The sequence below is a fragment of the Xenorhabdus sp. SGI246 genome (assembly GCF_040838225.1).
Lineage (GTDB): Bacteria > Pseudomonadota > Gammaproteobacteria > Enterobacterales > Enterobacteriaceae > Xenorhabdus > Xenorhabdus indica.
The window spans coordinates 1-14145 of sequence record NZ_JBFPEZ010000040.1 but is presented as its reverse complement, the minus strand read 5'-3'; the positions used below and the strand labels follow the sequence as shown (position 1 = coordinate 14145).

Sequence of the window (14145 nt, the reverse complement as noted above, 5' to 3'; positions counted from 1 at the left end):
TTAAACTGCCTTACTATCTGAAGGCGGCGTGGAAATAGTCTTAAAGCTGGTGTTATTACATATTGGTGTTCCATGAATATGTACCCTTTGGAGATGGCGAGATGAACGAGTGACAAAAGATTCCCTGCCATGTAGTAAAGTAAAGTTATCACTAATAACAAGGTCACCCGTTTGCCACTGATGAGCAAGGAAATAGCGCGGTTCATAAAGCCTGCTCTTCAGATCTTTTTCCAAGACCTTCTGTTGCTCTGGTGAAAAACCGGCAAATTTCACTGTGTGATGATCAGAATATTTTTCATTGTCAACCGCCATCGGTTCGTTGTAACGCATTACCCATTTCTCACCATCAGGATGAAGACAAACCAGTGGAGAAACTACCTCACCACCATAATGTGTTACGCGGCTTGTACGGTAAGTGATAATAGTATTTTTCCAGCTATGACGTTCATCTTCACTGGCATCAAGGACCAACTGTTCAGTATTAAAAAATGTGGTTCGGCCACCCTGAGTTGTTTCTGGTGCTGAAACGCAGTGGAATATCTGAAATTCCGGAATAGTTTCTCTATACATCCCATCCCAATGCAGAGGTACTTCAGTACTGTCTAATACATGGTCAGAAGGGTCCTGATGTTCCATCACATCCAATACAGCACCAAAAGGCCACATCATGATTTCTCCCCAACGGCGAGAGTATTCAGTCAACCTTTCTGGATCTGTAAAACCGGAAGAAAAACCGCGTAATATAACCAGTAAATGAGTACGAGCTAACTCACGTAAAGTATCAACAGGCAGCGTGGACACGTCCTGCCCAGGCCAATTTGGCGTAATCATCACACCAAAAGGAGTAATCGGTTCAATATGACAATCGAGTTTATCTGCATACATAATGCTTTCTCTCAAAGTAAAGTATAACGACGGAGGATAGAGGTTTTCCTAAGCTGTTTGCTTATTCTGTAATGTAGTCATCAAAGGCACATCCTGCGGACTTATCTCAGATAAACCTTCGATCAAGTAATGGCTTGGAACACCACGGATTTCGACCAATTTGCCTTGCATTTTTTTCACTTCATCACTTTTCATCAGCACAAACTGACCATTGATATTGGCTGCGACACCATGCCATGGAGTCAACCAATCATCTCGGGTAGGCATCATATGAATACCGATTTTAATGTTGTCCATAGGTTGAGGATGGATAGAAAGACGGATGGCTTCAGGGAATTGTTCTGACAGCAGATTTCCCCAAGCCCAACTGCGTTGGATCACCCCAACAGAACGGTGGCGGGCATCTTTCTGCAAAGCATTTTTAGAACCGATATATTCAGGTAATAAGCTATCTTCATAAAGGAAACGGGTAATCGCCCGATATAATTGAATACCCTCTTCGCTTTCTTTCAATGTGGCTTTAATCTCCTCGGTAGAATAAGCATAGTTACTGACCAGCAATTCACGTAGTTGATCATAATCGCTGGTATATTGAGTTAATGACTCAACATTACCGAGATTAAATACCGAGAGATTAGTCAATCCCAATTCATGTAACAGTTTCTCAATTTCCAATTGATAAAGAGTAACCGTTTTATCATTGACCCGTATCAGATCACTAAATACATGCCCATCAGAACAAATAACAATATGCGCTCCTGGAGGGTAATAAAGCTGAATACGTTGACATAAAGAATTCAAAAAAATCAGCGATAACTTTTCTGCCATATCAGGCATAACGCCCAACACTTTACGGGGGTTTGGTGATTTTGTCGGAAACGCGGGCAAGATACATTTAATTGTTTTGCCTTGTTCAACAAAAGCACGAATGCGTGGTAACTGAACCTCGGCAACGTACTTTTCCTCATTTTCAATTGTATGTTCAGATGTTGGAAAACGACGTCGATATTGCAATAATTCCTGTAAGATCTTTCCTGACACATTTTCTATATCAAAGTATTTCATAATTCATTCCTAGCTTATTACATTTACCTTAATACAAATAATTCCCACCTACAGAATATCTGTATTAGATTTAGATACTGACTAATGATATTATTCAATATAACCCAATAAGAAATTCAAAAAATTTGAAAAGTTATAAGGTTATAATTTTTTTTAATATAAGAATCACAAAACTCAGGAATATTAAATTCACTTAAATAAACAATAAGTTATGCCGACAAAATCAGATAAGTAATAAAAAGGCGACAAACTTAAGCTTGTCGAAAAGATTATTACAATTAACCTCCTCTATAAAAACAAATAAAACAACATCTGATTAACATTAATCATACATGACAATCATATAATACATAAATAATAATATTCCTTGTATATAATGTATTTTATTACATGTACATATGCAAAATAATATAGACAGTTAATATCTGCAAGTAAAGAAAAAAAACTTTAAAAAAAATAATACAAAGAAGAAACCTCACCCAATAAAACTAATTAGAAATTTTAACTTATAAATTTAGTCTTTTTTATATAGAATATTTTTTTATAAGATATATTATTTATTAATATTAACAATATTAATTAGGAATAAAATAACATATATTTTTTTGGTAATAAAAAAGAAATACCTAAAAGTTACTTTTTTACGATAAACTACTTCAATCACATTCAATTATCATCATACTCGTTTTATGATCCACCAGACTTTTGGAAGCGTTCAGGGAAGCACTTCCGACATCGAAATTGAAAGAAAAGGAATATTAAAAATCCGTGGCCGGATAAATCAGCTTATCAGTGAAGCTACTGGCTGCCCTATTGATAAAGCAGTAAAAGACACTGACCGTAATTTATGGGTGGGCTGGAAGAAGCCCGTGATTATAGTATCGTAGGGCAAATATCAGCCATTGGAACAAATTGGAAGATGAAGAGTATGGTCAATGATGGCTGTTTTATGGCTTTGATAGGTTTATACCCTTCTCTATGAACACATCACGTTTGCAAGGCTTCTGGGGAGCATTCCCTTGCCGCCATGACGCAACTTAAAATTCATTGGGGTCTAATTACTTTATATTCTAATTATTCTTGGATTTTCTCCAGTGTCCATACAAAATCTTGTTCTGTGACAGGCGCAAATCCAAATTTTTTATATAACCAACCCGCATTAGAAGTCACTAATGCCACATGATTTACCTGAGTAATAGCAGGGTGCTGCAAAATACACGCTATTAGCCAACGCCCTAATCCTTTCTTTTGATACTCATCAATAATAAATACATCTGAAATATAAGAAAACATTGAAAAATCAGTTATTAATCTGGAAAACCCAATTTCTTTATCGTGATGAAATAATACAAAACATAAACTATTTTCTACTGCAGTTTTAACTTTTTCAAATTCAATTCCACGTGCCCAAAATAATTGCGTAAGATTACTGTGAACAAATTTCACATCAATTTTATTTTTATCCGTTGTGATCCAATATTCGTCACGTCTCCACTCTATCGCTTCTTTCATCTTTTTTCCTTTTCAGAAAAATTAGCTGTGAAAAGAAATTATCACAAAAACGCTTAAAAGAAAGCCACACAATTGTGTGGCTTTTCAAAATATGAAAATCTCCATGATTTACTCATTTTTTTGTAATAACCTGCGATATATCAAACCACCAATAATCCCCCCAATTAGTGGAACCAACCAGAATAACCATAACTGCTCTATAGCCCAGGTTCCCTGAAAAATCGCAACTGCTGTACTTCTTGCAGGGTTAACTGACGTGTTTGTCACAGGTATGCTAATTAAATGGATCAAAGTTAATGCCAAACCAATTACCAATGGCGCGAATTTCGTTGGCGCATTTTTATCTGTCGCGCCAAAAATGACGATCAAGAAAAATGCTGTTAACACCAATTCAATGATAATTGCAGATTGTAATGAAAATCCTCCAGGAGAGTGATTCCCATAACCGTTGGATGCAAATCCACTCTCTGTTGCATTAAAACCACTTTGACCACTGGCAATCAGATAAAGTACCGCAGCGGCGACAACTCCTCCAATTACCTGAACAATAATATAAGGAATAACGTCTTTAGCTAAAATACGCCCACCAGCAAATAATCCCAATGTCACAGCCGGATTAAAATGCCCACCGGAAATATGGCCGACAGCATACGCCATTGTCACAACAGTTAAACCAAAAGCCAGAGATACTCCCACAAAACCTATCCCTAGCTGTGGAAATGCCGCAGCTAAAACAGCACTTCCACATCCTCCAAATACTAACCAAAAAGTTCCGAAGAACTCCGCTGATAATTTTTTAAACATCCTATGAATCCTCAATAATATTTGCATGAATGCAAAAGAATCCAAACAAAGTTTAGTTAGTATTTTTAAGTATGTGCAAGGAACTTGTCAGCAGAAAATAAATGACAGAAATACATTACGAATAATGAGTACATAACAATCATATTAAATACATAACAACCTGAGTTTAATGATAATAAACTCAGGTCGCTGATTTATTTAATTAGTAATTTATTTCTCTACCGCGTTATTGATCTTATCTGACGCATGCCAAATACGGTATTTCACTTTCATGGTATCTGGTGTATATACTACAATTGGTAATTTACTGTTATAACGTACAGCCGCATCTTTTCCTAAATTCACCTGAACGAATTTCATAGTTTTCTTGTCATCAGGGCATGCCATCTTGGTTGAAATAGGCCCCACGACTTTATCCAAAACGTAATAATTATATCCCCACCCTTCCAAGGTTTTCGTTTCAAGCTTGCCGCCGAATGAGTGATGATTACAATCCACCAACATATCCTTACCAATTATCAACTCTACCATATAATTATTTTCGTTCTTTTCAGGTGATAATGTAATCACACTGCGAACCATACCCTTTGAAGCCTCAGGATAAGGAGCTACATTTTCAAGTTTATCAGCCTGAGCATAAACAGAAACAGCCATAGCAGCTAAAGCAAGTAGATACTTTTTCATTTTTCACCTCTTGATATATTTAACAATGCAAGAGGATCATAACAACGAAAATCCCTAAAGAAATTATGCTTTTTTGGCAAGGCACTGATTTTTACCACTATTCCTTTAGACAAAAGCAACTCCTTTCGGATATAAAATAAATTTACGTTAACAATCAGAAGGATACATAGTTTCTACAAAATATTTTTTATGTGATATTTCTCAAATCTGATATTACAATGGGCTGCTACACTCATAGTGTGGTAGCAAACTTCGTATAGGAGGTCCCATGTTTCCAGAAGATCACAATTTAGTATCTAACCTGAAAGAATCTCACCCCCGTTTCCAATCCTTGTTTGAAAAACATAACCGCCTTGACCACGAGATATCGCAACTTGAAGGCCCGAACGGAGCCGGCTATAACGAAAAAGTTGTGCGATTAAAAAAAGAAAAATTACATATAAAGGATGAGATGCAAAGGATTTTGCAGGCAGAATCTCAGAAGTAACCCTGCCATAGACTGACGCCTGCTACGCTGAAAAGCGGGCGTCTCATGAAAGCACTCATTTGTTTGTCATTTCCCTACAATAAAGTTCTCAAATCAAGAACTCACATTGTCAAACATCCACAAAAAAGCCACCATAAAGGTGGCAAAAACTGGAGCAAGGTTTCTTCATTATTTATTGGCTTACAGCCGCTTGTGCAACAGCTTTCTGGCTAGGTTGTCTTTTCGTTTTTACCCTTGGATGTGGCGTAACACTTTCAACTTCCCCCGGCTTAGAGATAAAGCGCACAAACGTTTCATGGCTGACGAACGTTGCCCCACAATTGATATTCTGGCATTGGTTATAGCGCTCCTTTGTTTGGCTGGAATGCTCGAAGCTGCTACGAGTATGTGCTGACTGACCACACAGAGGACACTTAATCATAATTGTTCACCTTATCTTGAAAGCATTGTTTTTAATGAAATAACACCATCTCGTCTGGTGAACAATATATCAAAGTTCTCATATTGAGATCAAGTGTTTATTTTGGTATCCTCTGGTTTGATTTCTATTTCATCAAGCTTAATCTCAAGATCTAAAGATGTTGTAAAACCACTGTCATTGAGATTATGAGTCACTTTAACTATCGTCCAATTAGTTTCGTCTATCTGTGGTTTAAACCCTTTAATCAGAACTGGTGTTTCAGGATAGATGTCAGCACGTCCTCTAGCCAAAGTGATAGAAAACTGCGCTGTACCTCGTTGAATTTTTTCCCAGGCTGCTTTGGCAGCACGTTCTGCCTCTGCTTTGTTGTGATAGATCCGCGAAAGTGTCAGTATATTCTCCGCTGTTCCCTGCAAATACTCTTGTGTTTGTTGTTGGTTCGTCGTTGTTTGATGAGATTCATGCACAGATTCTCGCTGTTCCTCATAGGAGTGACTTTCATCTCTACGACTACTTTTGTCATGCCGATTTCCTCCTGTATGACGAGTCCTATCATAAGGAGATTTCTTCCCTTCTTTCGGTTTAGGATTTTTTTTCGACAAGTCAGTAGCACCCGAATTTTTATTTTTTTCTTTTTTTAGTTTTTCTCTATCCCTATGTTTAGATGAATCATTATGTTTAGAAGGCTTATTACTTATCTGAGAATGATTTTTAGTTGATGACTTAGTTTTGCTGCTTTCATAGTGAACGGAGACATCAATTTTTGTTTTTGTCGACTCCTGTCGTTGATAGGTGACTGTCTGTTTAGATGCTGTACCTGTGTCCCACCATTGAGCAATCACACCAGTATAAGCTTCACGATCAGACAGAGAGAATCGATGGCTATCCCCTGATTCACGAGTAATCACAACAGGAGTAATAGGCGTACCACTTGCAGTCTTATTTTTTCCCTGACAAATAAACAACAATTCGCCATTTTTAACTGAAACAATCGCGCCTTCCTGCTTAGCCACCCGCGTTAAAAAGCTCACATCAGATTCGTTAGTTTGATCAATATGCACAGAGATCCCTTTCAATTCCTCACTGACTTGAAATTTCAGTTGGTTTCTCGTAGCAATCGTACTCACAATGTTCTCTAACGTGAGTTTATGATAAGAAGCTTCACGCTTTACGTTCAGGTCACCACGAAAGTCCGCGCTACGAGCGCGGATAGTCAATCGGTCAGGTGCACCTGAATGTTCAATTTCATCAACGACATATTTTCCCTTTGGCGTTAAAGTGTGGCCATGCCACCCCAGTTCCAATGTCAAAATATCGCCTCGGGAAGGAAAAATAAGTTCGTGATCTGCATCATCCAATTCAATATCGAGCTGATCTGATTCCAATCCACGGTTATCTGTCAGTGTTAATGACATTAAACGCGACTGAATTTTTCCTGTGATATCTTTGCTATTAGTTTCCAACCGAAAAGCTGGCGCCCCTGTTTTCCCAATAATCAAATCAAATTTGGGAATCCAATCCGTGCTTGGTGTCAATTGACTGAAATCTATCATGAGAATATTTCCTTAACTTTATCCATTGGTCTGATCTTTAAGCTCAGAAAACTTACTCTGTGACCTAGATAGTTTATCCTTGATGTCAGATAGCTGATCCTGCAAATCACCCAACATCTCAAACAGATTGTTGTCTACCCGCCGTAAAGTCAGCGTAAAGCTAATCTTGCGGGGCGCCCCGTCTAACATAAATTCGGTTTTGGTCTCATCAATACTTTCAATGACAAACATGCCGTAAATCGAGCCACAGCCATCAATAAAAGACCAAGCTTTGCCACTATCTGCCATCAATTTCAATGCAGTCAGTGAAAGCGAACCGCCAGTCAGTTCAGGATAAAGTTCTCCCGATAATGTAATCGTATCGTTATCTGAACCCACAAATTGCCATGCAGGCCGTGCTCCCACACGGCTATTAAAGGCATGTCTCCAGCTTTGTTTATGCTGAAAACTTTGGTATGGCGTGGTTTTCAACATAAAAACAAATAAACCAAGTGCAGCCATCATAAGAAATCTTCTCCTCTGTCAGAAAGTGAGCTACGCATACGGGCCTGATGCATACGTTCTCGTTGTTCCAGTTCCTGTCTGACCATACGGGCGATATCCTGAGCGGACTGTCCCTGAGAGCCATAGACATAGATGTTATATTGCGGTGTTGCGCCACTATATTGCTGTGGCTGGCTCCGCTCCCGTTTTGCCTGAACTTCCTCATAAGCATGAGCAGGTAAACTTTGTGCGTGCAACGGGGCATCCTGCGCCGCAGCAGGCAATGACATTGAGCTGACGGCAAGCCCCAAAGCAGCCAGTTTTGCAGTATTTTTTCTACTGGTAACATTAGCAGGGCCGTTGATAATTTCAGGACCATATTCACCCACGAGGCCTAGCTTCCCGGCTGGAATAAATCCTCCTGAATCGTGCTTAGTAATTTGTGCCGCTTGTTGTGTTGTGTCGCTTTTAGTAATTTGTGCCGCTTGTTGTATTGTGTCGTTCTTAGTAATTTCCTGCGATGTTTTTACAGCAATTTCCTTTTTATCATCGCCAGACCACCACGACTTAAAAAAATCTGTAATTGAGGAAAACTTACTTTTCAGGTTTTCCCACTTCTCCTGAATACCAACTAGCAAACTATCGATCATTTCTGACCCAGCCGTTTTTAATTTTTCAGGAATAGCCTGAACATCAGCAACAATTTCATTCCATTTATCTGAAATTGATTTTTTAACGCTCTCCCAGATTTCAGATGTACTCTGTTTAACAGATTCCCAAGCCCCACTTATTATCGTTTTAATAAACTCCCAGGCTTCTGAGGCACTTTGTTTAATGGTGTCCCAGTTTTGGTAAATAATGCCAATTAACCCACCACTCATGAAATAATTCTTAATACCTTCCCACGCCGTACTGACAAGGTTTTTAATTCCTTCCCAAGCAATACCAAAGATATTTTTTACGCCCTCCCATAAAGCAGTGAATTTTGGCCCTAATGATTCCCAATTCTGCCAAATATAAATAGCAGCCATTGCGATAACACCAATAACAGCAAAAATTGGGTTTGCCATCATAGCCCGGCCAATAAACAGTATTGCCTTACCTAACACGCTGAAAGCACCACTTAAAAAAGACAGGCCTTTTACACCAATACTTGCCAGAATATTTATGCCATTACCCAAAACACCAAAAACTTTTTGACCAATATTCCCTAATGCACCTATGTCTCTTCTTTGTTTTCCAAAAGTATCCTTATTACCTTTGTTAGATAGCAAATCAGCACCATTATTAAGTGAACCAAAAACCTTATCCCCGGTTTTACCAAAAAAATCCATGGCAGCTCTTAGTGCTTCCAAAGCCTCGGTTCCGAATTGTGCGAATGCCTTCAAGCCATCTCTTAAATTCTCCATAGCCTGAATACCGACTTGCGCAAATCTATTCAGATTGGCCCTTAATTCTTCCAGTCCCTGAACCCCAATTTGGGTAAATATATCCAGACTGGATTTCAATTTATCCAGTGCCTGAACTCCTAGCTGTGCAAAGAAATTGAGGCTGGCTTTTAATTCTTCCAGAGCCTGCATACCCAATTTAGCGAATATATCCAGCGGAGATGTTAATTTATTCAGCGCCTGAACCCCTAACTGCACAAACGCATCCAGTGTGGACTTTAATTTATCCAGCGCCTGAGTGCCCAGTTGTGCAAATATATCCAGTGGGGCCGTTAATTTATTCAGTGCCTGAACCCCCAACTGCACAAATGCATCCAGTGTGGATTTTAATTTATCCAACGCCTGAGTACCCAGTTGTGCAAATATATCCAGTGGGGCCGTTAATTTATTTAGTGCCTGAACTCCCAACTGCACAAATGCATCCAGTGTGGACTTTAATTTATCCAACGCCTGAACGCCTAATTGTGCAAAAAAGTTCAGACTAGCTTTTAATTCCTCAAAAGCTTTAAGTCCCAACTGCACAAATGCATCCAAACTGGATTTTATTTTATCCAGCGCTTGAACACCTAATTGTGCAAAAAAGTTCAGGCTGGCTTTTAATTCCTCAAAAGCTTTAAGTCCCAACTGCACAAATGTATCCAGGCTGGATTTCAATTTATCCAACGCCTGAATACCTAATTGAGCAAAGAAATTGAGGCTGGCTTTTAGCTCTTCAAAGGCTTTGATTCCTAACTGGACAAACATATCTAAAGGATATGTTAATTTATTCAGAGCCTGAATCCCTAACTGTACAAACGCATTCAAGCTGGTCTTTAATGTTTCCAGTGCATGGCTACCTAATTCTGCAAACCTATTCAGGCTGGATTTCAGCGTCTCCAAAGCCTTAATACCCAACTGCGCAAAAGTATTCAAGCTGGTCTTTAATGTATCCAGTGCCTGGCGACCCAATTCCGCAAATTTATTCAGACTAACTCTCAGATCAACAAAAATCTGAATGCCAAACTGCGCAAAAATATTCAGACTGGCTTTTAGTTCGATAAAAGCACTAACTCCCAACTGCGCAAAGAAGTTCAGACTGGCCCTTAATTCCACAAATGCCTGCAGCCCCAATTGCACGAAAAAGCGCAAACTCGTTCTTAGCGCGACAAAAGCCCGAATACCCAATTGTACAAAGAAGTTCAGACTGGCCCTTAATTCCACAAATGCCTGCAACCCCAATTGCACGAAAAAGCGCAAACTTGTTCTTAGCGCGACAAAAGCCCGAATACCCAATTGTACAAAAAAGTTCAGACTGGCCCTTAATTCCACAAATGCCTGCAGCCCCAATTGCACGAAAAAGCGCAAACTTGTTCTTAGCGCGACAAAAGCCCGAATACCCAATTGTACAAAAAAGTTCAGACTGGCCCTTAATTCGACAAATGCCTGCAGCCCCAATTGCACGAAAAAGCGCAAACTCGTTCTTAGCGCGACAAAAGCCCGAATACCCAATTGTACAAAGAAGTTCAGACTGGCCCTTAATTCCACAAATGCCTGAATCCCCAGCAAGGCAAATATATTTAATCTGATTCTTAACGTGTCAAATGCTTTTATGCCGATATTACCAAATATTTGTATATGACTAATTAATGTTTGGAATGTGACTTTTACAAAACCAGCAGTTAAATTCAAAACCCCATTAATTTTATTCAGCATGCCAAATAAAATAGTTATCTGAGGATTAATATTAATAACCAATTTATCTAACAATTTAAAATTGTTAGTCATATTGCCTGTCACACCAAGATTAAATTCATTTTTTTTACTGGATGAATTTTCCTGTTGGACATTCTGAGTCATTTGGACCACATTAGCTGATTGGCTGGCGGCATTTACCTGTATCACTTTTGGGGAATTTTGCCGCACAGAAAAAGATTGTTTAATTGTTTGATTATAGGCCTTAAGTTCGGCCCGCATACGCGCAGTTTCCTGCGCATAACCTATAATGGGTTTTAATTTTTCAACACTCTTATTGAGTTTTTTAAACTGGTTATAAATTTTATCTACTGAACCTACCAGTTTTTTCTGATGCTGTTGAAAAGATTTAAAGGAACTGGTCAGCTTACCAACAGTACTCAGTACTTTGTTAAGCTGTGACTGTATATTACTCATTTTCTGCACCACTTCTTAAAATGGCCCGATGTCGCCAGTCCAATAATTCCGACAATAACATTTCATCTGTGTCTGCCGGAGTCCAGTGAAAAACGGTGGCAATATCTGCCACCAGTTCATCAACGGTTAATCGTTCTGGGAATCGGACTTGACCGACTTCGGCAACAAAAAATTGACCACCTCCACACTGAGATTAATCAGATCACCAGGTGACATCATCATCAGGTCATTTTTGGTCAATGCAGGAGTGGTAACACGTGGCAGAACCAGCAACATAGAATCCACATCCATTTCCAGCAGTGCCTGTAAACGAGCACCGCGCAACGCGCCACTGGTAGGTTTACGTACCGTCACTTCCGTGATTTTTCCGTTGCCTCGCGCCAGTGGTGCTTCCAATTCGATTGTGCGCAGATCTTCATCTTGAGTTTTCAGTGCTTCAGTCATAATTCAACCTTGTTTATCCGAGTAAAAACCTGTCTCAGCTGCGATATGCTGATTGAGACAGGGAATAAGTTTTAAATTTGTTAATAAAAGAGTGATTAAAAAATACCGATAGCGCGGCGATGCTGCGCCAGGCGATCTTCTCCGCCCACTTTCTCAACCATGTTGACGGTGTCGATTTCAATCAGTTCTTCACCATTCCAAGTCAGTTTGAAATAAGTATTTTTAGCGGTAATTTTGGTTTGAGTGTTGTCGCCTTGTTTATAAGTACCGTGATCGAATTCCTGGAAACGGCCACGCATAACAACTTCAACTGCAACCACGTCACCCGTGTCTTCGCGCTCAAAAGAGCCAGCAAAGCGCAACATAACGCCATCAACTTGTGCGATGCCCCACTGTTTGTACAGTTGAGCTTCAACGCCACCCAGAGTGAATTCCGCATCCAGTGCGCCTTCATCCAGACCCAGATCAACCATTGCACTGCCGTTCATACCGGCACCGCGGTAGGCTTCCAGTTTGCGGCTCAGCTTAGGAAGAGTTAGCTCTTCCACAATACCCTGATAATTGTTGCCATCATTGAACAAGTTCAGGTACTTAAGTTTGCGAGGTAATGCCATCAGTTAGCCCCTTATTTATTGATACTTTTTGCGAAATCCATCAGGTAACTATCTGTAATGCGCTGGCGTAACATCATGTTTTCCAGTGGCGGTACAGGGGTATAGTCGTAATCGATGGTCAGTTTGCCTGCTTTTAGGGTGTCTTTATCGTTGGCTTTGTCGTCATACCAGCAGCGGCCATCAATGATGTAACCACCTGCTTTCAGTTCGCGGAACTTGGCATTGATACCTTCGATAATGTCGCGTACCAGCGATGGGGTCAGTGGTTTATCAATTGCCCACATGTGCGCTTCAGCCATCGTATCAGCCAGAACCTGAGCGGTACGGGTGTAGCTTTCGAACTGGAACAGTGGATCATCTGCACAAGTACGAGAACCCCAGAAACGGAAACCGTTTTTACGGATCAGTGTAGTGACGCCACTTTTGTTCAACAGATCAGCGTCAGTCGCGGTATCTTGCAGATCCCAGAAGACATCAGCAGACAGACCCGTTACACCGTTGACACCAACGTTGGACAAGGTTTTATGCCAGCCAGTCTCTTCGTCGATTTTGGCGCGTAGACCCAGAGCACGAGCGGTTGCAAACGCGATAGCTTCGCTATTGGTAACGGTATCCCAGCTCAGGAAATCTGGCCAAATCAGCATCAGCTCACGCTGATTGAAGTTGTCGCGATATTTGATCACTTCTGAGATATTTTTACAGCCATAAGCGCTGACATACGCCATTGCTTTTAGTTTCTGGGCAACACTTGCCAGTTCAACAGCAACTGCTTTTGAATCCAGACCCGGAACGCCTAGAATGCGTGGTTTAACACCGAGTTGGCCTTGTGCTGCCAACAGCGCCTGCATACCGGTTTTCTTACCTGCATCAGTGACACCACCGATGATGTTAGAAACGGTTACTTCTTCAGATTCGCCCTCAGCCACACGAACAACCACAGTCACAGGCAGAGCCTGAGCAGCAATTGCTTTTAGTGATGCAGACAAAGTGCCTTTTTTTCCAGCCTTACCACTGGCGCTCATAACGTCAGTAATCAGGACTGGAGTATTTAATGGAAATGTTTTTTCGTCTGCGTCAGGAGCAGTACAAACCATACCTACGATAGCGGTGCTAACGGTAGTGATGGTACGAGTACCTTCGTTAATTTCCTGTACACGGACTCCGTGATGATAATCTTGTGCCATATTAGCGTTCTCTCCTGTTAAGGTGTGCTGATATATTGGCGGATTGGACGGGGGAAATCATTCGGTTGGCTGTGTGTGGGGCAAGGTACAAATCTATATTAATATTTTTATTAATAATCAATATGTTAATTTTATATTTGATTCATTTTTGGATGGGAGAGAGAAATTAGTAGTTTTTGGTGAGGGCAGCCTTTTATTGACCGAATAATGACCCTCTTTAGTATATTTTTTACTCAAAATTGGTTTAAAATTTATTCTATTCAATATTATTTCAAGTAATTCGAGCTTTTGGTTATTTTTTGACAAGCTAAATTGGGCCATTTTCACCTCTATTTATTGGTTTTCAGAGGATAGGAGATTGGATCTTAGCTAGGATCATAAGGATCTAAGGATTGTAAAAAACCTCGGTTTAA

The 14145-nt window shown here is 40.0% G+C and carries 15 protein-coding genes; 2 read left to right on the top strand and 13 right to left on the bottom strand.

The window, feature by feature from the left end:
- Together pvcB and pvcA are read right to left on the bottom strand one after the other, a co-directional pair.
- Entirely contained in the window at positions 1 to 885 is an 885-nt protein-coding gene (gene pvcB / locus ABLA85_RS09960) for a tyrosine isonitrile desaturase/decarboxylase (protein ID WP_367963645.1), read from the bottom strand.
- Positions 886 to 933: 48 nt separating this feature from the next.
- A complete protein-coding gene (gene pvcA / locus ABLA85_RS09955; protein ID WP_367963643.1) occupies positions 934 to 1950 on the bottom strand; it encodes an L-tyrosine isonitrile synthase in 1017 nt (338 codons plus the stop codon).
- Positions 1951 to 2609: 659 nt separating this feature from the next.
- Between pvcA and ABLA85_RS09950 the strand changes: the two genes are divergently transcribed.
- Positions 2610 to 2837, top strand: a complete 228-nt coding sequence (locus tag ABLA85_RS09950) for an ATP-dependent Clp protease proteolytic subunit (protein WP_367963791.1) — start codon at positions 2610 to 2612, stop codon at positions 2835 to 2837.
- Positions 2838 to 3024: 187 nt separating this feature from the next.
- On the opposite strand, the gene ABLA85_RS09945 is transcribed toward ABLA85_RS09950, so the two are convergent.
- From ABLA85_RS09945 to eco, 3 genes are all read right to left on the bottom strand, one after another.
- Positions 3025 to 3462 (bottom strand): GNAT family N-acetyltransferase, encoded by a 438-nt coding sequence (locus ABLA85_RS09945; RefSeq protein WP_367963641.1) that lies wholly within the window; start codon positions 3460 to 3462, stop codon positions 3025 to 3027.
- 108 nt (positions 3463 to 3570) lie between these two features.
- Positions 3571 to 4266, bottom strand: a complete 696-nt coding sequence (aqpZ, locus tag ABLA85_RS09940) for an aquaporin Z (RefSeq protein WP_367963640.1) — start codon at positions 4264 to 4266, stop codon at positions 3571 to 3573.
- 210 nt (positions 4267 to 4476) lie between these two features.
- The gene (gene eco / locus ABLA85_RS09935; protein ID WP_367963638.1) at positions 4477 to 4950 is read right to left on the bottom strand and encodes a serine protease inhibitor ecotin; all 474 of its coding nucleotides are present in this window, start codon (positions 4948 to 4950) and stop codon (positions 4477 to 4479) included.
- A gap of 268 nt (positions 4951 to 5218) precedes the next feature.
- Between eco and ABLA85_RS09930 the strand changes: the two genes are divergently transcribed.
- Entirely contained in the window at positions 5219 to 5437 is a 219-nt protein-coding gene (locus ABLA85_RS09930) for a YdcH family protein (RefSeq protein WP_047680869.1), read from the top strand.
- Between the two features lie 172 nt (positions 5438 to 5609).
- On the opposite strand, the gene ABLA85_RS09925 is transcribed toward ABLA85_RS09930, so the two are convergent.
- The 8 genes from ABLA85_RS09925 to ABLA85_RS09890 form a co-directional block, all read right to left on the bottom strand.
- The gene (locus ABLA85_RS09925; RefSeq protein ID WP_367963636.1) at positions 5610 to 5858 is read right to left on the bottom strand and encodes an ogr/Delta-like zinc finger family protein; all 249 of its coding nucleotides are present in this window, start codon (positions 5856 to 5858) and stop codon (positions 5610 to 5612) included.
- Positions 5859 to 5947: 89 nt separating this feature from the next.
- Complete coding sequence (locus tag ABLA85_RS09920; protein WP_367963634.1) at positions 5948 to 7411, bottom strand: contractile injection system protein, VgrG/Pvc8 family; 1464 nt, start codon at positions 7409 to 7411, stop codon at positions 5948 to 5950.
- Between the two features lie 18 nt (positions 7412 to 7429).
- A complete protein-coding gene (locus ABLA85_RS09915; protein WP_367963633.1) occupies positions 7430 to 7915 on the bottom strand; it encodes a phage tail protein in 486 nt (161 codons plus the stop codon).
- The gene (locus tag ABLA85_RS09910; protein WP_367963630.1) at positions 7912 to 11490 is read right to left on the bottom strand and encodes a phage tail protein; all 3579 of its coding nucleotides are present in this window, start codon (positions 11488 to 11490) and stop codon (positions 7912 to 7914) included. The genes ABLA85_RS09915 and ABLA85_RS09910 overlap by 4 nt, the downstream gene beginning before the upstream one ends.
- Entirely contained in the window at positions 11483 to 11602 is a 120-nt protein-coding gene (locus tag ABLA85_RS09905) for a GpE family phage tail protein (protein ID WP_197056368.1), read from the bottom strand. Before ABLA85_RS09905 ends, ABLA85_RS09910 begins: the two co-directional genes overlap by 8 nt.
- 14 nt (positions 11603 to 11616) lie before the next feature.
- Positions 11617 to 11934, bottom strand: a complete 318-nt coding sequence (locus ABLA85_RS09900) for a phage tail assembly protein (protein ID WP_047680883.1) — start codon at positions 11932 to 11934, stop codon at positions 11617 to 11619.
- Between the two features lie 95 nt (positions 11935 to 12029).
- On the bottom strand, positions 12030 to 12548 hold the full coding sequence (locus tag ABLA85_RS09895; RefSeq protein ID WP_367963627.1) for a phage major tail tube protein: 519 nt from the start codon (positions 12546 to 12548) through the stop codon (positions 12030 to 12032).
- Between the two features lie 11 nt (positions 12549 to 12559).
- Entirely contained in the window at positions 12560 to 13732 is a 1173-nt protein-coding gene (locus ABLA85_RS09890; RefSeq protein ID WP_367963625.1) for a phage tail sheath protein, read from the bottom strand.
- Positions 13733 to 14145 lie beyond the last annotated feature (413 nt).

What these genes read in the sequence shown, in the direction of transcription:
- pvcB (WP_367963645.1), bottom strand. Translation starts at nt 885, where the DNA reads ATGTATGCAGATAAACTCGATTGTCATATTGAACCGATTACTCCTTTT.
- pvcA (WP_367963643.1), bottom strand. Translation starts at nt 1,950, where the DNA reads ATGAAATACTTTGATATAGAAAATGTGTCAGGAAAGATCTTACAGGAA.
- ABLA85_RS09945 (WP_367963641.1), bottom strand. Translation starts at nt 3,462, where the DNA reads ATGAAAGAAGCGATAGAGTGGAGACGTGACGAATATTGGATCACAACG.
- aqpZ (WP_367963640.1), bottom strand. Translation starts at nt 4,266, where the DNA reads ATGTTTAAAAAATTATCAGCGGAGTTCTTCGGAACTTTTTGGTTAGTA.
- eco (WP_367963638.1), bottom strand. Translation starts at nt 4,950, where the DNA reads ATGAAAAAGTATCTACTTGCTTTAGCTGCTATGGCTGTTTCTGTTTAT.
- ABLA85_RS09930 (WP_047680869.1), top strand. Translation starts at nt 5,219, where the DNA reads ATGTTTCCAGAAGATCACAATTTAGTATCTAACCTGAAAGAATCTCAC.
- ABLA85_RS09925 (WP_367963636.1), bottom strand. Translation starts at nt 5,858, where the DNA reads ATGATTAAGTGTCCTCTGTGTGGTCAGTCAGCACATACTCGTAGCAGC.
- ABLA85_RS09920 (WP_367963634.1), bottom strand. Translation starts at nt 7,411, where the DNA reads ATGATAGATTTCAGTCAATTGACACCAAGCACGGATTGGATTCCCAAA.
- ABLA85_RS09915 (WP_367963633.1), bottom strand. Translation starts at nt 7,915, where the DNA reads ATGATGGCTGCACTTGGTTTATTTGTTTTTATGTTGAAAACCACGCCA.
- ABLA85_RS09910 (WP_367963630.1), bottom strand. Translation starts at nt 11,490, where the DNA reads ATGAGTAATATACAGTCACAGCTTAACAAAGTACTGAGTACTGTTGGT.
- ABLA85_RS09900 (WP_047680883.1), bottom strand. Translation starts at nt 11,934, where the DNA reads ATGACTGAAGCACTGAAAACTCAAGATGAAGATCTGCGCACAATCGAA.
- ABLA85_RS09895 (WP_367963627.1), bottom strand. Translation starts at nt 12,548, where the DNA reads ATGGCATTACCTCGCAAACTTAAGTACCTGAACTTGTTCAATGATGGC.
- ABLA85_RS09890 (WP_367963625.1), bottom strand. Translation starts at nt 13,732, where the DNA reads ATGGCACAAGATTATCATCACGGAGTCCGTGTACAGGAAATTAACGAA.